We start from the raw sequence: 25,907 nt of genomic DNA, 5'->3' as shown, positions 1-25,907 counted from the left end.
ACAATAATGTGAATTCGACAATTTTTGATATGAAATAATGCATAATATATATAAAATTCGGCAAATTTTTCATACAATTCATCTCACATACAATAATAGATTAGGAGTGTTATAGATGAATTATAGAAAACTTGCTAGTGCTTTCGTTACATTCGGTCTTCTTTGCCCTTTATCAACAGAAGCTATTCATGCTCAAGAATTAGACAAAAGTGCAGTCAAAGTTGAAATTGCTCAGCCTGGTTTAACAATCGGGAAATTAACACAACCTCAAAATGATACGAAAGAAAATATTGCTAAAAAGTATTTAAAAGGTGAGGTAAATGGGGCGAAAGCTCAACAAGAACAAGTCACTACTGAAAAAAATGTAGATTTCCAACCTACAAATAAAGAAACCAAAGAAAATCAAACCGAAGTTCGCCTTGCACAAACATATAAAAACTATAAAGTATATGGCCAAGATCTCATTGTAAAAGTAGATAAAAATGGAGTAATCACAACTGTTAGTGGTAAAGTTGTTCAAAATTTAAATCAACAACCTAATCTTACTATAACAAATTTTTTGTCGAAAAATGAAGTAAAATCTAAATTACGCGATATAGTTCAAATTCCAAGCGATGCAGTTGAGACAGAATTCTCTAGCGAAACCGTTGTTTATAAGAAAAAAGATGGCTATTATACATTCGCAACTGTTATTACATTTACTTATGAAAACAATGAACAAATTATAAACGGCAATGCTATCGTTGATTTAAAAACTGGAGAAGTACTTTTCCAAGAAAAGTTCATTAAAAACAAAGAGAATAAGACTATAAATCAAGTAACATCACCTAGATTATCCCCTGCAAGTGAGCAAGGAACTGGGAAAAATGCACTTCAAGAAAACATCTCTTTCAATATTGCCAAAGGAACTGATGGAAAATTTTATTTAGCGGATTTATCACGCGGAAATGGTATTTATATTTATAATGCAAACTACGCCGATTCCCTTGGAGGATATAGTCAAGCTGGTTATCCAGGGACACTAATTTCAAGTAGTACTCCTAATTTTGCAGATAAAGAAGCCGCGGGCGCTATGAAGAACATGAGTGATATTTACGATTACTTTAAGAAAGAACATAATCTAAAAAGTTACGACAATAAAGATTCAAAAGTTGTTGCTAGTGTACACGGTTTTGATTCTACTGAAGTTAGTGATGGTGTAAAAGAAGACTATGTAAATGCATTTTGGCATCCCGCTTGGAACCAAATGGTATTTGGTGATGGTTTAGACGGAAAACTAACATCCGCTCTTGATGTAACAGCTCATGAATTTGGACATGCTGTATTCAGTGGCACGACGAAAAATAAAGTCGTGAGATATCCAAGCGCTGAAACATCTGCACTAAACGAGGGATTAGCGGATTTCTGGGGTACACAAATCGAATATTACGTAAAGAAAGATAAAGGAAACTGGATTATGGGCGATACATTAGGTGGCCTAACAATTCGTGATATCCCAAGGGAAATTGGTGACGGCGGTCATAAACTATATACAAATTTACAAGATTTCTATAACGATGGTAATAATCAAGAATCACACGTGAATTCTGGTATTATCAGTCACGTATTATATCAATTAGCTGAAGGTAAAACATATAACGGTGTTGCTGTTCAAAAACAAGGAAATGAAAAAGTAAGTAAAGTTGTTATGCGTGCATTGCAAAATTATGCAACTTCCGCTGAAGACTTTGAATCACTTCAATCTCATATCGTACAAGCTGCAAAAGATTTATATGGCACTGCCGTATCAAATGAATTTGCAAAGGCATTTGAAGCACACGGTTACAAACCGTTACAAAAAGTAAATCAAGTAATAGAAGTACAATAATTATAAAAAGAAGGTTACCTCTCATAGGTAACCTTCTTTTTATATCCAACCCTTTTCTTCCGCAATTGTAATTGCCTCAATTCTATTTTTCGCATCAAGCTTCGCTAATACTTCAGAAATATAATTACGTACTGTACCCGGCGAAAGATAAAGTGCCTTCGCAATTTCGTTTGCCGTCTTTCCTTCTTTCGCAAGCAACAGTACTTCCTTTTCGCGATCTGACAACGGATTTTGCTCCTGCCATAAGCCAAACATTAAATCTTGGGAGACCTCTCGTTTCCCCTTCATTACATTACGAATTGCTGCCGCTAAATCTTCACTTGGGCTATCCTTTAATAAATAGCCGTGCACACCAGCTTTCATTGCTCTTTCAAAATATCCCGGCCGTGCAAATGTTGTTAAAATCATTACTTTGCATGATGATTTTTCTTTCTTTAAAGTCTCAGCGACATCCAATCCACTTTGAATCGGCATTTCAATATCCATAATACTTACATCTGGCTTTAACGATTCAATTAATTCTAACGCCTCTTCCCCGTTCGCAGCTTGCCCAATTACTTCGATATCATCTTCTAGATCAAGCAGGGCCCCTAATGCACCACGAAGCATCCGCTGGTCTTCTGCAATAATAATTCGAATCATGCCCTCACCTCATCTTTTCCTGTTCTAATAACAACTGGAACTTTTACCGTTAATAACGTCCCTGGATTGATTGTACCTAGTTCAACAAATCCATCAATAAGAGCAATTCGTTCTTTCATGCCGCGAATACCATTTCCATCATGATTTTGATCTGTTAAACCGATTCCGTTATCTTCTACTTTCAAAATCAGTTCACCTTGTGATTCTAATACAGAAACTGCGCACCGCGTTGCCTTACTATGTTTTACAACATTTGTAACGGCCTCACGTAAACACATCCCGACAATATTTTGTTCAATTGGTGATAACGAGCTCGATCTTGCTTCCTGCCTCACTTCTAATTCAATATTAGCTGCTTGTAAGATCGCTTTTATTTGCTCTAGCTCTTCTTCTACCGTAATCATACGCATATCAGAAATTAATTCTCTCAGCTGTTTTAAGGCTGTACGAGACGTTTGTGTAATTTCCTTCGCTTCCGCACTTGCACGCTCTGGATTTTTCACAATTAACTTCTCTACAAGCTGGCTTTTCAAAGTAATAAGAGATAACGTATGCCCTAATGTGTCATGAAGATCTCTTGCAATCCGCTGCCGTTCTTCACGTTTTACTAAGTCTTTAATTTGCTCGTTCGCCTGATCCAATTGATTTCTTAACATCTTTTTCTGATTAAAATTGCGCATACCAAATGGCGTAAGAAGCATTAAAATAAACATTGGAACGATATTTACTAAACTTGTAGTTGTTAGTTGATTCATATTTACAAATAAAAATGCTCCAAGCATGATAACTAACGAACATAACAGCACTCGAAATACTTTCTTATTTGGCGCAAATCCCATCGCACTTGCTGTGAAAAAGCCAAAAAATATCATAAAAGGATTATAAAATAAAGCAAATAAAAAGATGAGTACCATTTGAATACACGCCCAAAAAACAAACGTCCTCTGAACAAAATAAAGCTGACGGTATGTGACGATAAAAATTATCAACATACCGCTTCCTATTACAAGCTTCCATCCTGATGCCTGCGCTAAGTGATAAATTGGAAATAATAGATAAACAAACCACATATACGGGAAGAATCCCATATGTTTCGGAAAAATCTCAATCCTCTTCTTCTCTATCATTTATACCGCTTCCTGTCTTTTTCTTATATATATTGATACTACAACAAATATAAGGAAATAACCTCCTAATACCGCGATATTTTCCCATCCAATTGATTTTCCAGCTACAATATCCCACGCACCACTTCCGAAATGGTATGTCGGTGTCCATTCACCAATCGTTCTTAATATTTTTGGGAATACTTCAATCGGCATCCATAACCCGCCAACTATAGCTAAACTCATATTTAAAATATTTGCTAAGCCAGCAGCTGCGTCCGCCTTCTTAATGGAACCTATTACTGTTCCTAACGCTAAAAATGGTGTTACCCCTAACAATAACCATAATCCCGCACCAATCCATTGCCCTACCGTTAACTCAACATGATTAATTAGTATCCCTGCAATAAAGATAACTAATATTGAAAAAGCATTTACTACTGTTTGAGCGATAATTTTTGCTGTTAAATATGCTCCCTCTGGAAGCGGTGTAATTTTTAGAAGATGTGTCCATCCTTGCCCTCTTTCCTGAGAAAGTCTCACACCGAAACTAAAGAGTGCAGTCCCTACAATACTGAAAGTTGCCATCGAAATTAAATAATGTGCTTTCCACGCATCTCCGTTTTGTGGTACTTGAACAACATTTGTGAAAATGTAGTAAAACATAACAGGCATTAATAATGAGAAAAAGATAAATAATTTATTGCGGAATGTACGTAAAATTTCTATTTTGCATTGCATCCATAATGCTCTCATGCGATTTCCTCCTTCTGATTTGCGACAAACTGTTCGAATGCTTCATCAAGACTTCCACGTTCAACTGAAACATCTGTTACAGGTAAACTCTTTTGATAAATGGCTTTTAAAGTTGCATCCGTATCCTCCGTTGTTAAAATGAAGCGTCCTTCGCTTGACTTTACTTCTGTTACATTTGGTAATTCCTTTAGTAGTTTTGTAGGAATGCTTTCCTTCGAGTAAAATGTGATTGTTTTTCGCGAAATCGTCGCTTTCATTTCGTCTGGTGTACCATCTGCGATAATCTTTCCGTTCGCAAATAATAAGATACGATTTGCTAAAGCATCTGCTTCTTCTAAATAATGCGTCGTTAAAATAATTGTTTTCCCTTCACTTGCTAACTTTCGAATCGTTTCCCAAAACATTCTTCGAGACGTAATATCCATTCCGACTGTCGGCTCATCTAAAAATAACAAATCTGGATTTCCCGCAAGTGCAAGCGCAAAATTCAACCTTCTTTTTTGCCCACCTGATAACTTCTCACATCTTTGCTTTCGCTCTGATTCTAAATTTGATAACTGCAGTAACGTTTCTTTCGCTATAGGATTCGTATAATAACTACGGAATAACTCGATTGCCTCTTCCACCGTAATACTATCAATGACACTTACTTCTTGCAGCATCGCACCGAGGCTATTACGAACATCTCTATGCTTTGGACTCTTTCCAAATATAAAGACCTTACCTTCTGTCGGGTCCTTTAATCCAAGCATCATCGACATCGTCGTTGTTTTCCCCGCACCATTCGGACCAAGTAACGCTACTATTTCCCCTTTATTTACATGAAATGAAACATTATTTACTGCGTTTTTATGTTTAAATGTTTTAGAAACACCATTTACTTCAATAATCTTTTCCATCTCTCCACCCCCGCTGTTTCTTATATTTACATTGTATTACTTGGAAAACTTAGGAAACAGTATGATGCGTCATGACATCGATATGACAATTGTCATGTATTCTTTATGAGAGGAATCAACCCGCATACCGCAAGCGAGTAGCAGGACGAAAATAAACATGATACAATCGGATAAGATATATATTCGAGGAAGGACAGTGGTTTTCATGATTATTCGTAATGAACAAGATTTAGAAGGCTTACGAAAAATCGGCCGCATCGTTGCGCTTGCACGTGAAGAAATGAAAAAAGAAGCGAAGCCAGGTATGACAACGAAAGAGCTTGATTTGATCGGTAAAAAAGTATTAGATGAGCATGGTGCTATTTCTGCACCTGAAAAAGAATATGATTTCCCAGGTGTAACTTGCATTAGTGTAAATGAGGAAGTTGCTCATGGTATTCCAGGAGATCGCGTATTAAAAGAAGGCGACTTAGTAAACGTCGATGTATCTGCTGCACTTGATGGCTATTATGCAGATACAGGTATCTCATTTGTTCTTGGAGAAGACGAAGCAAAAGAAAAGCTTTGCCAAGCAGCAGTTGATGCATTTTGGGCAGCAATGAAAAAGGTTAGAGCTGGCTCAAAACAAAATCAAATTGGTCGTGCTGTTTCAAACTTCGCACATAAAAGTGGATACAATGTTATTCAAAACTTAACTGGTCACGGCATTGGTCTTAGCTTACATGAAGCACCAAATCACATTTTAAGTTACTATGATCCAATGGATAATGCGCTTCTAAAAGACGGTCTTGTTATCGCTGTAGAACCGTTCATCTCTATGAAAGCTGATCATATTATTGAACGTGGTGACGACGGCTGGACATTCGTTACACCTGATAAAAGTCTTGTTGCACAATGTGAACATACAGTTGTCGTAACGCGCGGCGAACCAATAATTTTAACAGAAATCTAATACCAAAAACGGCTGTTTTGTAGATTTATTCCACATAAAACAGCCGTTTTTATTTTTGGGAAAATATGTGAACTACTGTTGAACTCTTTATCATTTAAGTATATAATCTTTAGCGGAGGTTACTTAAGCTTATCTTTACTAAAAAGATATTGTAACTAAAAACACCTTCTTTCTTATTGTTTAAACAGTCTCAAAAATGACCGTAGTAACGTGTTAGTCGAATATTCTGTAATTCTTATATTCCTCTAACAATGTAAGAAACTATCATCTTTCAACTTCGGTCCACTAATCGCACAACTCTCTTTAGACAAAATAAATGACTATTTTCAAAGTACATATTGTCTTCATTCTGACCAAAACCAACCCTATCTAGCTTTTTATCTCCACATAACTTTAAGGCAAAAATAAGCCTTCCCAAAGGGATACACTACATTGGTTAGTATGTATCGTAAAACTTACCTTTATAACCATTCTTTTTTACTAGATATACATGAAAACTATCTCACATATAAAGGTCTGATATCATTCTTTATATCAGTATTTTTTTCGACATTTTTTGTCGAATTGTGTATATTTCCATAGAACTGTGTAAATATACATTTTGTTTTACGTTAAACAATTTTACTTTGAACATAATCCTGTTTGTCTGAGAACGCGTATAGAAACGGAGGGATAGCAAAAATAAATAGCTTATAACAAATACTTTTAATATTCCATTTGTTCATGTGGAATAAGTCCCCAATGGACAAATGAATGTTCAGAGGAGGAAAAATGAAAAAAATTTTCAATGTATGTTTAATTGTATTCGTACTATTTTCGCAACTTGCTAGTTTTCCATACAATCAAGTAAAAGCGGAAACCTTAACAGGAGATTCCTTATTTGACACTGTTGAAATGAAAGATGCAACGAATCATATTATTGACGAAGCAAAAAATCCTAACAATTTAATAAAGATAGGATCAATCATTCAAGTAGAATACGCTTGGTCAATAAAGGATCAACAAGCTGCACACGCAAATGATACAGCAGTAGTTCAAATACCACTTGCATTAAAAGTATCTAAAGATTTGCAAGGAGATTTAGTAACAGATCAAAAAAATATTGGTCAATATTTTATAACAGCTAAAGATAATAAATTAAAATTAATATTTAATAATCAAGTAGAAAATTTGAAAGACGCTAAAGGAAAAATTAAAGTTGATACCGTGTTTAACTCAACTTTAAAAACTGGAGAAAAATCAGTTCAAATCGCTTTTCCTTTAGGAACAATGGTTCAGCCTATATCAGTTCCTGTTCAAGTAGAAAACTCTAAAGAAGATAGCACCAAACAGGATACTAATAAACAAGCGCAAGATCCAGTAGCTAAACCTGTTACTGACAATCCGGAGCAAGATCCAGCAACTAAAACTGTTACTGATAATCCGGAACAAAACCCAACAACTAAAACTGTTACCAATAATCCGGAACAAAACCCAACAACTAAAACTGTTACCAATAATCCGGAACAAAACCCAGCAGCTAAAACTGCCACTGATAATCCGGAACAAAACCCAGCAGCTAAAATTGCTACTGACAATCCAGAACAAAAGCTAGCAAGCGACCCTGCTGAGAATACAAATTCAGGTCCAAAGCAAATAACAACAAACATTTTAACCAGTGTAAAGTTGACGGATAAAGACGGAAAACCATTTACAGAGGATAACCGTCCAAGTACAGATTCCCCTGCCAATATTGAGTTTACATGGGAACTTTTAAAATCAATGAATGTGAAAAATGGAGATTACTATATTTTTGATCTTCCTAAACATTTTAAGATTTACAATACAATTAACAGTCCTTTATATGATAGTGAAAACCATCAAATTGGTAATTTTACTGTTACAAAAGATGGAAAAGTCACGATGACATTCAACGATTATGTTGAAGAGCATCCAGATGTTGCTGGTAACCTACAATTAAAGACAGAATTTAATAAAGCTGAAATTAAAGGTACAACAACACAAGAAATTCCTTTCCCGATTAAAGATAAGGATGTTTCTATTACAGTTGACTTTAAGCCTAATGTACAAACAGCTACGAATAAAAAGGGTTTACCTGATAGACCAATTAATACAAATGAAATTAATTGGAAAGTAGAGATGAACAAAACGAAAGACCCCCTTAAAAACGCTGTTTTTAAAGATAACATTCCACAAGGTACAAGCTTAAATAAAGATTCTATTAAAGTTTATTATTTAGAAGTTGATGTTAATGGGAATGTAACGCGTGGTGCAGAAGCTGAGCCAACAGATTACAATATTATTTCATCAGATGGCTCAAAATTGGAGATTGCTTTCAAAGATTCTATCAATAAAGCATATCAAATCGAATATGCCACAAAAATTACTGATGAAAATATTAAAAGTTTCCGAAATAACGTTACGATAACGAGTGATAATCAAAAGCAACAAAACGCAAGTTCTACTGTAACGGTTTCTCGTGGTACACACTTAAATAAAACAAGTAAATATGATCCAAAGACGCAAACAATTGAGTGGACAATTACTTACAATGGTGATCAAAGAGAGATCAAAAAAGCTGATGCGATTTTAAAAGATATTTTTGACGATACACACGAACTAGATGCAAATTCTATTGTTGTAAAAAACGCTTCATATAATGAAAAAGGAACGCTTGTAACAGGAGACGCTGTTAATAATTACACTGTAAATAACAAGAAGAATGGATTCGATTTACAGTTTAATGATGATATTAATAGTGCTTATGTGATTACCTATAAAACCAAGCCAACTAATAAAGTTATAGAAGATGGAAAAGTAAAAAATAAAGTTACAGCTGATAATGATTCAAGTAAAGAAAATGAAGCTAGCTTCAAGCAGCAAAATATTATTAAATCTAATAATAAAGCTGAAACAAATTATAAAGACAAAACAACAACTTGGACAATTATAGTAAATAATAACAACTATCCATTAAGCAACGCGATTATTACGGACACCTTTGATCATGGTGGATTACAATTAAAAGATAAGAAACTAGAAATTAAAGACGGAAATTATACCCTTCAAGCTGGGACTGACTATGTTTTAGATGTAACAGATAAAGGCTTCAAAATTACTCTTATAGGTACGTATCAGTCTAATATGACAAAGACATTAGTCGTAAAATATACGACAGACTTTGATTATACAAAGCTAGAAAGTGGTAAAACTTCATTTAAAAATACAGGTAACCTTTCTTGGATAGATACGGATTCTAATCCACAATCAAATAAAGTTGAAGCTAATTTCGATCCTGATACTTTCACAAAGGCAAATGGTTATAAATACGGTTCTTATAACGCCCAAACGAAGGAAATTACTTGGATAATAGGCTTTAACTATAATAATGTTGAGATTAAAGATCCTTATGTTATAGACGTAATACAAGATAAACAAAAATTAGTGCCTGGATCCATTGAAGTGCGCGATATGATTCTAAATGGAAATCCTGATAATGCACAACCTGGTAATGCTGTACCAACTGAGAAATATGAACTTGAAGAACCTACAGAGAAAAATAAAAACACCCTAAAGGTTCATTTCAAACAATCAATTAATTCACCTTACTATATTATCTTTAAAACAAGCCTTGATGGTGAACTTATCCAAGGCACCTACAAAAACGAGGCAGATTTAAAAGATGGCTCTAAAATCGTAAACACCCTTACAGGTGACACTCAAGTAAATAAAGGTGGCAGCTTCGTTACTAAAAAAGCTGTGCAAGACGACAACTATATTAATTGGAGTATCGCAATTAACGAAAGCCAATCAACCATTGCAGATGCCGTTGTAACAGATGATCCAACCGAAAATCAGGTAATTGTGGAAGATTCATTCCACTTATATCCTACAACTGTTGATCCATATGGAAATTTAACAAAAGATACAGTAAACGAATTAAAAGAAGGAACAGACTATAAACTCAAAATAACAACAGACAATAATACCGGAAAGCAACATTTCGAAATTGCCTTCTTGAAAAAAATTGATCGAGCTTATATTTTAGAATATCGCTCACTTATTAATGCAGACGATAAAGAAAAAGTAAGTAATAAAGCGAAAATCACAGGCAATAAGTTGACAGTTAAAAACACAGAAACTACTGAAACGATTGAAGTGAGAATGTCTTCTGGTTCAGGCGGAGGATCTGCTACTAAAGGCCGTGGAAACCTTGAAATTATAAAGGTAGATAACGACAATAAGAACGCACTATTAGCTGGGGCAGAATTTACTTTATACGATCGTACAGGTAAAACTGTTATACGTAAAATTACAACAGACAAAGACGGTATCGCTAAATTTAATAATTTAAAACGCGATAAATATTTATTAAAAGAAACAAAGGCTCCTGAAGGCTATGTAATTAGCTGGGATTTAAAACAAGGGAAAATTGTTGAACTTGGTACACAAGAGACTACAACATATAAACTTGCAAATAAGAAGTTTGTCGGTAAAGTAGCTTTAACAAAGTCTGATGACCTGAATAAAAACGTCACACTGCAAGGTGCCGTTTTCACACTACTTGATAAAGACAAAAAAATAATTTCAGAACACGAAAAATTAACAACAAATAATCAAGGACAAATTACTGTAGATAATTTAAAACCAGGAACTTACTACTTACAAGAAACAACTGCTCCTGAGCATTATAAATTAGACAGTACACCTATACAATTCACAATCAAAGAAGATCAAACAACAGTAATAAACCGAACTGCAACAAACAGTTTGATTCCAGGATCGGCCATTTTAACAAAATTCGATAAAGATGGAAAAACTTTAGCAGGTGCGGAGTTCAGTGTACGCGATCGATATAACAAAGTAATTCGTGGATATGAAAAATTAACGACAAATGATCAAGGACAAATCGAAGCAAAAGATTTACGCCCTGGAGACTATCAATTTGTCGAAGAAAAAGCACCTAAAGATTACGACATAGATAAAAAACCAATTGAGTTTACAATTATAAAAAGTCAAAAGAAAGCACTTACTGTTACAGCGACAAATCACCTCATTAAAGGTGGTGTCACTTTAACGAAAGTCGATGATGTCGATGGCACTGCCCTTGAAGGTGCTGTATTTAAAATTGTCGATGCGAATGACGAGAAACAAGTAATTCGTGAAAATATAAAAACAGGTTCAGATGGAAAAGTTACCGTTAAAGATTTAGAGCCTGGTGCTTATAAATTTATCGAAACAGAAGCTCCTAAGGATTATACGTTAAGTACAAACCCTATCGAGTTTACAATTGATAAAAGCCAACAAGCTCTTGCTACTGTTACGGCAAATAACAGCTTAAAAACTGGCGAGGTTGAATTATTAAAAGTTGATGAGTTTGGTGAGAAAAAACCACTAGAAGGTGCAGTATTCAAACTTGTCGATACAAATAATAATGACGTTTCCCCTCACACTAACTTAACTACTGATAAACACGGTAAAGTTAAAGTTAGTAACCTACGTCCTGGTACGTATAAATTTATTGAAATAGCTGCTCCTGAACATTACGTTTTACGAGCAGAACCTATTGAATTTACAATCGATAGAAGTCAGAAAGAAACTCTACTTGTGAAAGCTGAAAATGCTTTAAAACCAGGAGATGTTGAATTAACAAAAGTTGATGATATCGATGGTACAGCTCTTGAAGGTGCTGTATTTAAAATTGTTGATGCAAATGATGAAAAGAAAGTTATTCGCGAAAATGTAAAAACTGGTGCGGATGGTAAAGCTATCGCTACTGGCTTACGCCCTGGCGATTATAAATTTATCGAAGTAACAGCACCGAAGTATTACGACAAAAATACAAAACCAATTAAATTTACGATTACAGAAAGTCAAACAACTCAGGCTACTGTTACCGCTAAAAACAGCTTAACAAAAGGCGGTATTGAGTTAACAAAAGTGAATGCTGCAGATGAAAAGGAAACACTTGAAGGTGCAGTATTTAAAATCGTTAATAGAGATACTAATGAAGATGTTCGTACGGACCTTGTTACGAATAGTAAAGGAATGCTAGTTGTAGATGACTTACGTCCTGGTAACTATAAGCTTATCGAAACAAAGGCTCCAACTTATTACGATGTAAATGTAGAACCAATTGAATTTACAATCGAAAAAGGACAACAAAAACTCCTTCCACTTACATTTAAAAATAGTTTAACGAAAGGAAAAGTTAAACTTATTAAAGAAGATGATGTGGAAAGTAGTAAAGCTCTTGCCGGCGCTGTATTCACATTGCAAGATGCAACTGGCAAAGAAATTATGAAAGATTTAACAACAGATGATTACGGAGTATTAGTTATTCCTGATTTAGCACCAGGGGATTATCAATTTATCGAAACAAAAGCCCCTGAACATTATAAATTAGACAAAACACCTATTAAGTTCACAATTAAAAAAGGTAGTAAGGAAGATCTTCCTATCCCTGTTACTGTAAAAAACAGTTTACTTACAGGTGGCGTCACTTTAACAAAAGTTGATGATGTTGATGGCACTATTCTTGAAGGTGCAGAATTTATAATCGTTGACGCTCATGATACTAAAAAGGTAATTCGCAAAGGTTTAACGACTGATAAAAACGGTAAAATTTCTGCTTCTGATTTACGTCCTGGAGATTATCAATTTATTGAAGTAAAAGCTCCAAAAGACTATACCTTAAGCAAAGACCCTATTCCATTCACTATCGAAAAAAGTCAAAAAGAGAATATTACTGTTACTGCTACTAACAGTTTAAAGAAAGGTGCAGTAACATTAACAAAAATTGACGACATCGATCGTACGATGCTCGAAGGTGCAATCTTTAAGATTGTTGATATGAATGGTAAGGAAGTTCATACGAATCTTGTTACAGATAAAAACGGTAAAATTTCTGTTTCTGATTTACGCCCTGGAGACTATCAGTTCATTGAAACAAAAGCTCCTGAGCACTATGTATTAGATGAAACAACGATTCCATTTACAATTGAAAGAAGTCAAACGAAAGAGATCAATGTTACAGGCAAAAATGCTTTGAAAAACGGTAGCGTTGAACTAACAAAGATTGACGATATTGATATAAATACAAAACTTGCTAACGCCGTATTTAATTTATTAGATGCAGACGGAGAGCTAGTTAAAGAAGGCTTAAAAACAAATGATGAAGGTAAAATTGTTGTTGAAAACCTACGTCCTGGTACGTATCAATTCGTTGAAACAATTGCTCCTGAACATTACGATTTAGATAAAAAACCTATCGTATTTACAATTAAAAAGAGCCAAACTGAAACTCTTCATGTCACTGCTACAAATACTTTAACAAAGGGTGCAGTTAAACTTTCTAAAGTTGATGATGTTGATGGCACTGTTCTTAAAGATGCAGTATTTAAAATTGTTAATATGAATGGTGATGTAGTTCATAAAGACCTTGTTACAAATGAACAAGGAATAATCGAAATTAACGACCTACGTCCTGGTGATTACCAATTTATCGAAACGAAAGCTCCGAAGCATTACGTTTTAGATGAAACACCAATCAAATTCACTATTGAAAAAGGACAGAAGAAAGCTATTTCTTTAACTGCTACAAATAGCTTAAAACAAGGTAGTATCGAATTACTTAAAGTTGATGATTTAAACACTCAAACAAAACTTGCTGATGCGGTATTTAATTTACTAGATCAAGATGGCAAAGTACTTAAAACAGATTTAAAAACAAACAGTGAAGGTAAAATCGTTATCGAAAACTTACGTCCTGGTACGTACCAATTCGTTGAAATAACGGCTCCTGAACACTATGATTTAGACAAAAAACCAATTATATTTACAATTGAAAAAAGCCAAAAAGATATTGCTACCGTTACTATGAAAAATAGTTTAACAAAAGGCGGCGTGGAACTTTCTAAAGTGGATGACGTCGATGGCACTACTCTTGAAGGCGCAGTATTTAAAATTGTGGATATGAATGGTACTGTAATTCGCAAAAATCTTGTTACGAATCAACAAGGTAAAATTAGCGTTTCTGACCTACGTCCTGGTGATTATCAATTCATCGAGACAACGGCTCCGAAACACTACGATTTAAACAAAGAGCCGATTCCATTCACAATTACAAAGAGCCAAGCTGATCCTATCTCCGTTACAGCTACAAATAGCTTAACGAAAGGCGCTGTGGAACTTTCTAAAGTGGATGATGTAGATGGTACTGCTCTTAAAGATGCGGTATTTAAAATTACTGATCTGAATGGTAACGACATTCGTACTGAGCTTACAACAGATGTACACGGAAAAATTTCTGTTTCTGATTTACGTCCTGGGGACTATCAGTTTGTTGAAACGAAAGCTCCTGAACACTATAAATTAGATAGTACACCTATTAAGTTTACAATTAAGAAAAGCCAAAAAGAAAAGCTCCAAGTTACTGCTACAAATAGCTTAACTGAGGGTGCTGTAGAATTAGTAAAAGTGGATGATATAAATCCAGATACAAAACTTTCTGATGCAGTGTTTAACATCATCGATGCGAAAGGTAAAATTGTTCGCACTGATTTAACTACTGATAAAGATGGTAAGATTACTGCTACGAACTTACGCCCAGGAGACTATCAATTCATTGAAACGAAAGCTCCGAAAGATTACGATTTAAATAAAACACCTATTAGCTTCACTATCGAAAGAAGTCAACTAACTCACGCTTCTGTTACTGCTAAGAATGGCCTAACAAAAGGTGGCGTGGAATTAACGAAAGTTGACTCTATAGATAAGAAAGAAATGCTAGAAGGTGCGGTATTTAAAATTACTGATCTGAACGGTAACGACATTCGTACGAATTTAGTTACCAATAAAGACGGAAAAATCATCGCTAAAGACTTACAACCAGGAGACTATCAATTTATTGAAACAAAAGCTCCTAAACATTACGACTTAAATGAAGAACCAATTAAGTTCACAATCGAAAGAAGTCAAACAAAGCATGTCTTCGTTACAGCTATTAATAGCTTAACGGAAGGTAGTGTTGAGTTAATTAAAGTTGATGATGCCAAGCAAAACACAACACTTGAAGGTGCAGTATTTAAAATTGTTAATAAGGATGGACACGATGTTCGTACCGATTTAACTACTGATAAAAACGGCCGTTTAGTTGTGGATGAATTACCGCCAGGAGACTATGAGTTTATCGAAACGAAAGCTCCTGAACACTATGACTTAAACAAAACACCTATTAAGTTCACAGTTAAAAAAGGCCAAGAAAAAATCGCCTCTGTTACTGCTACGAATAGCTTAACTAAAGGCGCAGTTGAATTAACTAAAGTTGATGACATCGATGGTACTACTCTTGAAGGAGCAATCTTTAAAATTGTAGATATGGACGGCAAGGATGTTCGTTCTGATTTAACTACTGATAAAGATGGGAAGATTTCTGTTTCTGATTTACGTCCGGGAAATTATCAGTTCATTGAAACAAAAGCTCCAACTGGCTATGATTTAAACATTAAACCAATTCCTTTCACAATTACGAAAGGACAATCTCAGATTACCTCTGTTACAGCTTTAAATAGTTTAACAACAGGTTCAATTGAGTTAACTAAAGTTGATATTGATCACCATGGAACACTTGAAGGTGCCATTTTCAATATTTTAGACCAAGATGGAAAAATCATCCGAGAAGGTTTAAAAACAGACCAACACGGAAAAGTAATCGTAAATGATTTGAAACCTGGTAATTATCAATTAGTAGAAACACAGGCTCCTAAAGGCTATCAATTAGATGCATCACCAATAAACTTTACAATTGATAAAGCCCAAGCTACACCACTACAAATTACAGTTTCAAATAAAAAGATTGAATCTTCGTCAGGTGGAGATGACAAGCCAGTTACTCCTCCAAATAAAGAAGAGAACAAAGGCAATGAAACATCTGAGAAACACGAAAACGGAACTTCCGAAGAAACATCGAATAAAACAGATAACAAACAGCAAGATGATCGAAATACGGATAAACACCTTCCAAATACAGGTCATAAAGAAGACCCTACACAAACAGTAGGTATCCTTCTTCTACTAGCTGGATTATTAAGTATTTTGGCTACAAAACGCAAAAAAAATTATTAATAATTTTTTCACATCCAATCAATCTCTCAATTGATTGGATGTTTTTTTATACAAAAAGGACGATACATAAAGTATCGTCCTTTTAACGGGGTGAGGCTGCCCAAAAGTACGGAAAACCTTTGAACAGCCTCTTATTTTCATATGGATGCCTTACATATATCACTGATAATAATTATGAAATGCGGAAACATAATTACCATCAACTGATTCAAACATGAGAAATGAAACCCTACAGTGGTTCCATTTCTCTACATAATCTAAAGTTTGGGTACACTAGATTCATGCAATGTAGGAGCTTTCAGAGTAGAAAGCGAACCTTCGTTTAAAATGATAGCATACATATCTTCCTCAAAAATATGCAAATATGCATATATTGTTTTTATTTCTCAATGTCAGAATATTGAAAAACAAAAGACTCGAAGGTAAAATAAAGTCATTATCCGTCTTCTTTTGTCAGTCACAGAGAATAGAAGAATAGGAGAGGAAAAAATGAGAAAATCATTGAAACAAAAAATAGTAAGCTCTTTGCTTGCTGTATCACTCGCTGTTAGCTTAGCTCCAATTGGGCAAGCAAAAGCGGATTCCACGTCAGAGGTTACACAAACTCCATCTATTACAAAACAGATTGATCCAAACCGCGCGATTGAACATGTTCGTTTCTTATCTGAAACAATTGGTCCTCGCCCCGGTGGAACAAAATCCGAAGAATGGGCTTCTCGTTACATTGGTATGCAGCTTAAATCAATGGGCTATGACGTAGAATATCAACCATTTCAGGTGCCCGATCAATACGTTGGATTCATTGAATCACCACTATCAACAAAACGTAATTGGCAAGCTGGTGCTGCTCCTAATGCACTCATTTCTACAGAAGCTGTTACAGCTCCCCTTATCTTTGTTCAAGGTGGGACAAAATTAGAAGATATTCCAAATGAAGTAAACGGTAAAATTGTTTTATTTGAAAGAGGAACGACAGTTACAGACTATAATAAACAAGTTGAAAATGCTGTTAGCAAAGGTGCAAAAGGTATTCTTTTATACAGTTTAATTGGCGGACGCGGAAATTATGGACAAACCTTCAATCCCCGCCTAACGAAAAAGCAGTCTATCCCTGTCTTTGGTCTTGCTTATGCGCAAGGAAATGCATTTAAAGAAGAAATCGCTAAAAAAGGGACAACAATTCTTTCCCTAAAAGCGAGACATGAATCTAAATTAACATCTCTAAATGTTATCGCCAAAAAGAAACCAAAAAAGAGTACAGGTAATGAGAAAGCAGTCGTTGTAAGCTCGCACTATGATAGTGTTGTCGGAGCACCTGGCGCAAATGATAATGCTTCTGGAACTGGATTAGTATTAGAACTAGCTCGTGCTTTTCAAAATGTAGAAACTGATAAAGAAATTCGCTTTATTACCTTTGGTTCTGAAGAAACTGGATTACTTGGTTCGGATTATTACGTGAATAGTCTATCCCAGAAAGAACGCGACCGTATTTTAGGTGTCTTTAACGCCGACATGGTTGCAACAAATTATGATAAAGCAAAGAATTTATACGCTATGACACCTGATGGCTCTACAAACTTTGTAACAGACGCTGCCTTGCAAGCAGGTAAACAACTAAATAATGACCTCGTCCTACAAGGTAAATTTGGTTCTAGTGATCATGTTCCATTTGCTGAAGCTGGTATTCCTGCTGCTCTATTCATTTGGATGGGTGTCGATAGTTGGAATCCATTAATCTATCATATTGAGAAGGTATACCATACACCTCAAGATAACGTATTAGAAAACATTTCACCTGAACGAATGAGAATGGCATTAGACGTTATCGGAACAGGAGTTTATAACTCGCTTCAAAAACCTGTTCCTCAAACTGAACAGAAAGCTGCTTAATCATTTAAAAGACCACTGATTTTATCAGTGGTCTTTTATTGAGAAAAAATATATATGCATAAAAGCATATTTTATCCTACCCATTATCGTATACAATATTAACTGTAACAACACCGATTACAACTAATAAGGAGGCTTTTTCTATTATGAAAAAAATGATTTTAGCAGGTGCATTAACTTTAGCAGGAATTACTGGAGCTACTGCGTTTATTCCTGAAACAAAAGTCGCTGCTGCCGCTCAAGAACAAAGCTTTACAAAATTTTATTCTTTGCAAACTGGAGGTAGTTCTGAACAAGAACCTATTTTCCTTCAAAAAGGACAAGAACTAACAATTCATCCTAACAGCAAAACTCCTAGTTACAGTGTTTATGACTCAAATCATAACCTAATTGGACGTTATTCTGATGGTTACGGCCGAATTTTCACTGCAAAAACAGATGGAAATATGTATGTTCAATTTCATGCACCTTACGTTTACTATAGTCCTGTTAGTTTTTCTGTTACTTATACTATTCAATAAAAAAGAGGTCCTTTATAGGGCCCCTTTTATTTCTCTTGCCAATTCACTTTTACGAATCCATCTTTCACTTTTAATCCACTTATATTCAATACATACTCTTCATTTGCTTTTAAAGTAACTGTAAAACTACCTTTTTTCGATTCACAGATTTCCTTTAACTCTTTTATACCTTCTCCTCGTCTTTCATACACGCTAAAGCATAAGTTCCCTCGTTTTGCATCTGTCTCATAAGAAAATGTCACTTCTGTGTCCTTCTCATACTGAAGTTCAATATCTTTACCGGCAATATCCCATGATGAGAATTTCGCCTCGTAACTTGTCTCCCCTTGCTTCTCATTTTCTAAATATATATCTCCTGCTTTCCACGCGTCATTTAACGTCTGTGCAAAAGCAAAACCACTAAGTAATACAAACATTGTACTTGCCAATATCGCAACTAATGTTACTTTCTGTTTTTTAACAAAGTTCATCTTATATTCTCCTTCAACTTTCTTTTTACTTCTTCTTACCATATATAACAAAAAACCGATAAAAAATGGAAATATAACCGCTAAGACACTCCATCCTTTACTCATTTGATGTGCTTTAGCATCTGTATATACCCATGATGCAACACATATTAAAAGTGCTATAAAAGCTAAAAACATCGTCACTCCAGCTACTTCAAATAGTACAAACGGATTAGCGAACTCATTCATGTAATTTATACTCCTTCTTTAAAAATGACTGTATTACAACATATATCGGAATGTATACATGCATCATAATCACAATGGCTATTAACATAGGAATTTTATAATCCAAATGAGTGACAAATTGTTCTATAACAATTGTTAGCAAAACAATCCAAATGGTGTGAATACAAATCATCCATTTCCTCTCTAACTTCTGAGCCTTTCGCACGCCCTGCTTCGTGTTATTTATTAGCTCTTCGCTTGGAGTTATCTCTTCTGCTAAACTGCTCTTTATTTTCTGTTCAAATTTATCTTCCTTCATGAACGAACCCCTCCAAATGTTCTCGCATTTTCTTTTTCCCATAATTAAGCCGATACTTTACCGTACCAATCGGTATATTTAATATTTCGCTCATTTCTTGATAAGAGTATTGTTCATAATAGTAGAGTACGAGCACGGTTTTATATTTTTCATTCAATAGCTGTATAACTTCCCGTATCATTTCCGCTTCCACTTTTTGAATAAATTCTTCTGATATATTCACATCATCTGCGAAATCTATTTCTCCACCATCCTCTTTATGAAACAAATCCAATATTCGATCTTTCCACCTTTTTTTCTTACGATAAAAATCATAAAACGTACGAACACAAATTGTAGTAATCCATTTTTTATAATTCTCCACGTAAGAAAGTTGGTGCCGCGATGAAAAAACTTTTATCCATGTCTCTTGAAAAATATCTTCCGCGTCTTCTTTCGTCTTTGCTAACTTATAGCATAAGGAATATATTTGCTTCTTATATATATCAATTAATTCTTCTACCTTTTCTTCCATCATAAGCCTCCTGTCATTTATATAAGACGACGCAAATTCCCTTTTTGTTTGATAAAATTTTATTTTTTTATTATCTCCACATAAAAAGGCAATCACAACATCGTGTGATTGCCTTTTATTTAAAAACGAAAGTCCGCTTCCGCTTTTCTTTATGTCCAGCTCTACCTCCTAGCCCCTTCTGTCTAAGAACCTTCCCCACTAGAAGATAAAATGCATCTTCTGTGGGAAAGAACCTTAGCCTTCGGGACTAAACAGTCGGCTCCGCTTTTCTTTATTGTCTAGCTCCAGCAGCTAGAATACTCGGTGGCTTCGCGCCTTCCTCCGAGGCAAAGTACGCCTCTCTCTCAGGAGCTCCATCCCCCTCCTATTCTAAACGAGCCGCTTCCGCTTTTCTTAATTACATTTTTTCTGGTGCAGATACTCCTACGATTGCTAATGCATTTTGAAGTGTAGTGCGTACTGCTTTCATTAACTCGTAACGAGCTTTACTTAATTCTAAATTATCTTGGTTTAATACTTTTTCTGCATTGTAGAAGCTGTGTAATGTTGCTGCTAATTCAAATGCATAATTTGTAATACGGTGTGGTAGACGTTTTTGTGCTGCATCCGCAACTACCGCTGGGAATTCACCAAGTTTTTTCAGTAACTCTACTTCTTTTTCAGAAGTAACAAGTTTGTAGTTAACGTCTCCGCCTGTAGCTAATCCTAATTCTTCACCTTGGCGAAGGATGCTGCATACGCGAGCGTGAGCGTATTGTGCATAGTATACTGGGTTTTCATTAGATTTTGATACAGCTAAGTCCATATCGAAGTCTAAATGAGAGTCACCGCTACGCATTGCGAAGAAGTAACGCATTGCGTCCACGCCTACTTCTTCCATAAGCTCACGAAGTGTAACTGCTTTACCCGTACGCTTACTCATCTTCATTTTTTCACCATTTTGGTATAGTTGTACCATTTGGATGATTTCTACTTCAAGCGTGTCTTTATCGTAACCAAGTGCTTGAATAGCAGCTTTCATACGTGGAATATAACCGTGATGGTCAGCACCCCAAATGTTAATTAACTTATCGAAACCACGCTCTAATTTATCACGATGATACGCGATATCTGGCGTTAAGTATGTGTAAGAACCGTCATTTTTAATTAATACACGGTTTTTATCGTCACCGTAAGTCATTGAACGGAACCAAGTTGCACCGTCTTCTTCAAAGATCTCGTCGCGCTCTTTTAATACAGCAAGTGCTTGATCAATTTTCCCGTTTTTGTATAATGATGTTTCTGAGAACCATACATCAAATTTAACGCGGAAGCTTTCTAAGTCTTTTTGAAGTTTTGCTAATTCATATTTTAAACCGTACTCACGGTAGAATTCATAGCTTTCTTTTTCATCAGCTTTCGCATAACGATCACCGAATTCTTCTGCTAAACGTTTACCAATTCCAATGATATCCGCACCATGGTATCCGTCTTCTGGCATTTCTTTTTCTAACCCTAAAGCTTGCATGTAACGAGCTTCAACAGAAAGAGCTAAGTTATGAATTTGGTTACCAGCGTCATTAATGTAGTACTCACGAGATACATCGTATCCTGCTTTTGCTAATAGGTTACATAAAGTGTCACCTACTGCCGCACCTCGTGCATGTCCTAAGTGAAGGTCACCTGTTGGATTCGCAGATACGAACTCAACTTGTACTTTTTCACCTTTACCAGTATTCGTTTCACCGTAAGCTTCACCAGCGTTTACGATTGTTGGAATTAAATCTGTTAAGTAGCTATTATCCATATAGAAGTTAATAAAACCAGGACCAGCGATTTCGATTTTTTCAATAGAAGCTTTTGCTTTATCGAAGTTTGCAACTAGTTCTTCTGCAATCATACGAGGTGCTTTTTTCGCAACGCGTGCAAGTTGCATTGCCATATTTGTAGAGAAGTCACCATTTGTTTTATCTTTTGGAGATTCTAATACAACGTTTGGAATTTGTTCTTCTGTCGCTAATTCTGCCTTTAATACAGCAGCCTGAATTTCTTCTTTAATCAATCCTTTTACCTGTTCTAAGGAATTCATTATTTTGCCTCCTTCAAATTAATTGTAATAGTATATCTGCCAGCTTCTTGTTCACTTAGAAGCAATGCGTACGTTAAGAAGAGTTGTCCTTTTTTCTTTTCATCCGACCATTTAAAAAGAACGTTATCAGTCTTTGTTTGCAATGCAAACGTACCAAGTTCACTCGTATACGTACCAGTTGTCCATTCACCTTTCACATGCGTCTGACGCATAGAAACAGCACCTGAACGCATAATGAGAACTTGTTCATCTTGAATTTTAATAATTGTTTTCACTTCGCCTTGTTCGTTCGGCTCCTGGAATGTTACATATGTACCTTGACCTTTTACATAGTATTGACCATTTGCTTCAAAAGCAACGGTTTCCTTCCTCGCCCCTTCACGGATTTCTGTTACGAAATGAACGTGTACCGGCAAGCCTGCAAGTTGTTTCTCCACGTCTTGCACACCTTTCAAATGTTATAGATATTAAATACTACTTATAATAAATCACTTTTCCTATCATATCAAAAAAAGACTCTGTCTGTCTGCTGAAAAATCAGGAAAACTCCATTTCAAAAAATAATTCACTTCTACTTTATTTCATATGATAAAATATTTTTTAAATCTAAATATTCTTTCAATTAAAGAGGTGAATGTAGTGATACCAACAAAGTTAAAAAAGGGTGCTGAAATACGAGTGATTTCACCATCGTGTAGTTTAAGTATTGTTTCAAATGAAAATAGAAAACTTGCTATAAAAAGATTAACTGACATGGGCTTTCAAGTTACATTCTCAAAATATGCTGATGAGATAGATCGATTTGCTTCCTCCTCTATTTCTTCCCGCATTCAAGACCTCCATGAAGCATTTCGAGACTCTAATGTAAAAGCTATTTTGACTACACTTGGCGGATACAACTCAAATGGTTTATTGAAACATCTCGATTATGATTTAATTCGTGAAAACCCGAAATTTTTCTGTGGTTATTCTGATATTACTGCCTTAAATAATGCAATTTACGCAAAAACAGGGCTTGTTACATATTCAGGACCCCATTTCTCTTCGTTTGGAATGGAGAAAGGGCTCGGGTATACAACCGATTACTTTTTAAAGTGCTTAACTTCTAATGAGCCTATTGAAGTCCTTCCATCTGAAACATGGAGCGATGATTCTTGGTATATAGATCAGGAAAATCGAGAATTTATTAAAAATGAAGGATATGTTTCAATTCAAGAAGGAGAAGCTACGGGAGATATTATCGGTGGCAATATGAGCACATTTAACTTACTGCAAGGTACACCATATATGCCAAATTTAAAGGAGAAAATTTTATTTATTGAAGAAGATAGTTTAACTGGAACATCTACTCTTAAAACTTTTGATCGTTATTTACATTCCCTTATGCAGCAGCAAGGTTTTGAATACATAAAGGGAATCGTTATAGGAAAGATGCAAAAAGGTGCAGAATGTACGATAGAAGACATTCAAGAAATGATTGCTTCAAAACCTGAACTTGCACATATCCCTATCATTGCAAACGCAAGTTTCGGGCATACAACCCCGATTTTCACTTTTCCAATTGGTGGACATGCAAAAATTATTTCTCACAAAGAGAAGACATCTATCACTATTTTAACGTACTAAAAAAGGAGCGAATGAGTCGCTCCTTTTATGGTTTTTCTATTTTTTCCAACGCTTTTTGCGGAATGGATTCTTTCGGGATTTCAGCCCATCCTTTTCCTTGCATACCTTTTGCATAAATTTTTATAAACGCCCCCGTATGCAATTCACGGTTCATCATTCTTTTAATAACCTGTAACTTTCCATCTTCTGTATACCCTTTAAAAGTATACAAGTATTCTCCGTCTTTTTTCTCACCTTTATCTATAACCGCATAATAATCTTGTATTTCTTTATTTGAAAAGAAGTTGTCTACAAAAGCATGTACACCTTCTGTTTTTGTGTTCAAATAATACGCTGTTCCACCTAGAATAATGGCGAATACAGCTAAAACTTTAATTACCAATTTCATACATGAACCTCCTGTTTGCACTTCTTTCTCGCTAGTATTATATCTATACTTGTATTATACGGAAAAGAGCATACTATACTCTATCTAAAAGTCTTACACTTTCCTTACATTATTGTAAGGGATTTTTTCTTACAACCAGTTCCCAAGAAAAAATTTTTCCGTTTCATACACTTTTATATTATTATTGAATGATACGAATTTTTATTACAAAAATCAAAGGAGACAGTTTTCAAATGGCTATCTTGCAAGGTTTAGCACTATTACTTGTTGTACTTTGTCTATTTACACTTTTCAGTTACCGTGCGCCTTACGGAATGAAGGCGATGGGCGCTTTAGCTAATGCAGCAATTGCAAGTTTTCTTATTGAAGCATTTCACCGTTATATAGGTGGAGAAATGTTTCATAATGACTTTTTACAATCAGTAGGAGAAGCTTCCGGTAGTATGAGCGGTGTCGCAGCAGCGATTTTAGTCGCATTAGCAATCGGTGTTTCCCCCGTATATGCTGTTTTAATTGGTATCGCTACTAGTGGATTTGGTATTTTACCAGGATTTTTCGCTGGATACGTTTGTGCCTTCGTCGTGAAATTTCTCGAAAAGAAATTACCAGCTGGTGTGGAATTTTTAGCAATCCTATTTATCGCTGCACCAATCTCACGCGGAATGGCAATGCTTATGGATCCGCTCGTTAACGCCACACTTGGTAAAATCGGTTCTATGATTTCAGTTGCAACTACAGAAAGTCCTATCATTATGGGTATTATGCTTGGTGGATTAATAACAGTTATTTCTACCTCTCCACTGAGTTCTATGGCACTAACTGCAATGCTTGGATTAACAGGTTTACCAATGGCAATTGGTAGTCTGGCTGTAGCAGCTTCAGCCCCAATGAACTTTATTTTCTTTAAACGCTTAAAAATTTGTTCAAAGAAAGATACAATTGCTGTAGCAATCGAGCCTTTAACACAAGCCGATGTTGTTTCAGCAAATCCGATTCCAATTTATGCGACAAACTTCGTTGGCGGTGCACTTGCTGGTATTATTACCTCTCTGTTCCAGCTCGTTAATAATGCACCAGGAACAGCATCACCAATCCCAGGACTTCTTGTCTTATTCGGATTTAATGACGTTGTAAAAGTAACAATTGCTGCTATATTATGTGGGATCGTTACCACTATTGTCGGATACATCGGATCTATTGTGTTCCGTAAATATCCGATCCGCTCTGCTGATGAAATTCGCGGAGTTACTTCGGAAGAGAAGGTTGCATAAGAAAAAGAGCTATTCCCATCGTTTAGGAATAGCTCTTTTTTGTGTTGCGTAACAGTAAATGAAATTATATCGGCGCAACTCGAATTATATCAGCGATTTTTTTAATATATCGACTTACCGACACATAACGAAAAAATAAGAGCCCTCTAATCATATAGAGGGCTTTTACTTTATCTAGCTGCAGCGGCTAGAATGATCGGTGGCTTCGCTTCTTCCTTCGAGGCAAAAAGCGCCTCTACGTCTGAAGCTCCATCCCCCTCACATTCTGAGCGAGCCGCTTCCGCTT

17 protein-coding genes are annotated in these 25,907 nt (G+C 35.4%); 7 read left to right on the top strand and 10 right to left on the bottom strand.

Going from position 1 to position 25,907, the window contains the following annotated elements; all coding sequences use genetic code 11:
- Window positions 1–115 precede the first annotated feature (115 nt).
- Entirely contained in the window at window positions 116–1,867 is a 1,752-nt protein-coding gene (locus ACTFN4_RS15340) for a M4 family metallopeptidase (RefSeq protein WP_001109512.1), read from the top strand.
- 39 nt (window positions 1,868–1,906) lie between these two features.
- Here the strand turns inward: ACTFN4_RS15340 and ACTFN4_RS15335 are convergent, their stop codons facing one another.
- From ACTFN4_RS15335 to ACTFN4_RS15320, 4 genes are read right to left on the bottom strand one after another with little or no spacing between them, the layout of a single operon-like run.
- Window positions 1,907–2,509, bottom strand: coding sequence for a response regulator transcription factor (locus tag ACTFN4_RS15335; RefSeq protein WP_000619237.1), 603 nt, complete (start codon window positions 2,507–2,509; stop codon window positions 1,907–1,909).
- Entirely contained in the window at window positions 2,506–3,636 is a 1,131-nt protein-coding gene (locus ACTFN4_RS15330; protein ID WP_000570607.1) for a sensor histidine kinase, read from the bottom strand. Before ACTFN4_RS15330 ends, ACTFN4_RS15335 begins: the two co-directional genes overlap by 4 nt.
- Window positions 3,637–4,371: an ABC transporter permease gene (locus tag ACTFN4_RS15325; protein WP_001202431.1), complete on the bottom strand. Its 735-nt coding sequence runs from the start codon at window positions 4,369–4,371 to the stop codon at window positions 3,637–3,639. It lies immediately after the preceding gene.
- Window positions 4,368–5,270 (bottom strand): ABC transporter ATP-binding protein, encoded by a 903-nt coding sequence (locus tag ACTFN4_RS15320; protein ID WP_000411127.1) that lies wholly within the window; start codon window positions 5,268–5,270, stop codon window positions 4,368–4,370. The genes ACTFN4_RS15325 and ACTFN4_RS15320 overlap by 4 nt, the downstream gene beginning before the upstream one ends.
- A gap of 157 nt (window positions 5,271–5,427) precedes the next feature.
- On the opposite strand from ACTFN4_RS15320, the gene map reads away from it, so the two are divergent.
- The 4 genes from map (at window position 5,428) to ACTFN4_RS15300 (ending at window position 18,758) form a co-directional block, all read left to right on the top strand.
- Window positions 5,428–6,222, top strand: a complete 795-nt coding sequence (gene map, locus ACTFN4_RS15315) for a type I methionyl aminopeptidase (RefSeq protein ID WP_047792083.1) — start codon at window positions 5,428–5,430, stop codon at window positions 6,220–6,222.
- A gap of 771 nt (window positions 6,223–6,993) precedes the next feature.
- Window positions 6,994–16,347, top strand: coding sequence for a SpaA isopeptide-forming pilin-related protein (locus ACTFN4_RS15310; protein ID WP_439962512.1), 9,354 nt, complete (start codon window positions 6,994–6,996; stop codon window positions 16,345–16,347).
- Window positions 16,348–16,836: 489 nt separating this feature from the next.
- The gene (locus ACTFN4_RS15305; protein ID WP_439962511.1) at window positions 16,837–18,237 is read left to right on the top strand and encodes a M28 family metallopeptidase; all 1,401 of its coding nucleotides are present in this window, start codon (window positions 16,837–16,839) and stop codon (window positions 18,235–18,237) included.
- Window positions 18,238–18,383: 146 nt separating this feature from the next.
- On the top strand, window positions 18,384–18,758 hold the full coding sequence (locus tag ACTFN4_RS15300; protein WP_000738221.1) for a hypothetical protein: 375 nt from the start codon (window positions 18,384–18,386) through the stop codon (window positions 18,756–18,758).
- A gap of 26 nt (window positions 18,759–18,784) precedes the next feature.
- On the opposite strand, the gene ACTFN4_RS15295 is transcribed toward ACTFN4_RS15300, so the two are convergent.
- From ACTFN4_RS15295 to ACTFN4_RS15275, 5 genes are all read right to left on the bottom strand, one after another.
- Complete coding sequence (locus ACTFN4_RS15295; RefSeq protein ID WP_001001598.1) at window positions 18,785–19,456, bottom strand: ECF-type sigma factor negative effector; 672 nt, start codon at window positions 19,454–19,456, stop codon at window positions 18,785–18,787.
- Window positions 19,449–19,754, bottom strand: a complete 306-nt coding sequence (locus ACTFN4_RS15290; protein ID WP_000656684.1) for an ECF-type sigma factor negative effector — start codon at window positions 19,752–19,754, stop codon at window positions 19,449–19,451. The genes ACTFN4_RS15295 and ACTFN4_RS15290 overlap by 8 nt, the downstream gene beginning before the upstream one ends.
- Window positions 19,741–20,268: an RNA polymerase sigma factor gene (locus tag ACTFN4_RS15285; RefSeq protein ID WP_439962510.1), complete on the bottom strand. Its 528-nt coding sequence runs from the start codon at window positions 20,266–20,268 to the stop codon at window positions 19,741–19,743. Before ACTFN4_RS15285 ends, ACTFN4_RS15290 begins: the two co-directional genes overlap by 14 nt.
- Before the next feature lie 397 nt (window positions 20,269–20,665).
- Window positions 20,666–22,336, bottom strand: a complete 1,671-nt coding sequence (gene argS, locus ACTFN4_RS15280) for an arginine--tRNA ligase (protein WP_001086454.1) — start codon at window positions 22,334–22,336, stop codon at window positions 20,666–20,668.
- Window positions 22,336–22,773: a DUF1934 domain-containing protein gene (locus ACTFN4_RS15275; protein WP_000414867.1), complete on the bottom strand. Its 438-nt coding sequence runs from the start codon at window positions 22,771–22,773 to the stop codon at window positions 22,336–22,338. Before ACTFN4_RS15275 ends, argS begins: the two co-directional genes overlap by 1 nt.
- Before the next feature lie 202 nt (window positions 22,774–22,975).
- Between ACTFN4_RS15275 and ACTFN4_RS15270 the strand changes: the two genes are divergently transcribed.
- Entirely contained in the window at window positions 22,976–23,962 is a 987-nt protein-coding gene (locus ACTFN4_RS15270; RefSeq protein WP_000613224.1) for a S66 family peptidase, read from the top strand.
- Between the two features lie 25 nt (window positions 23,963–23,987).
- Here ACTFN4_RS15270 and ACTFN4_RS15265 read toward each other — a convergent pair whose 3' ends face one another.
- Window positions 23,988–24,350, bottom strand: coding sequence for a YxeA family protein (locus ACTFN4_RS15265; protein ID WP_000779921.1), 363 nt, complete (start codon window positions 24,348–24,350; stop codon window positions 23,988–23,990).
- 233 nt (window positions 24,351–24,583) lie between these two features.
- Here ACTFN4_RS15265 and ACTFN4_RS15260 point away from each other — a divergent pair, with 233 nt between their 5' ends.
- Window positions 24,584–25,621, top strand: coding sequence for a PTS sugar transporter subunit IIC (locus ACTFN4_RS15260; RefSeq protein ID WP_000996319.1), 1,038 nt, complete (start codon window positions 24,584–24,586; stop codon window positions 25,619–25,621).
- Window positions 25,622–25,907: the final 286 nt, after the last annotated feature.

Source organism: Bacillus cereus group sp. MYBK95-2, assembly GCF_051915225.1.
In the GTDB taxonomy this organism is placed as follows: Bacteria; Bacillota; Bacilli; order Bacillales; family Bacillaceae_G; genus Bacillus_A; species Bacillus_A cereus.
This window is presented reverse-complemented; position numbering and strand designations above follow the sequence as displayed.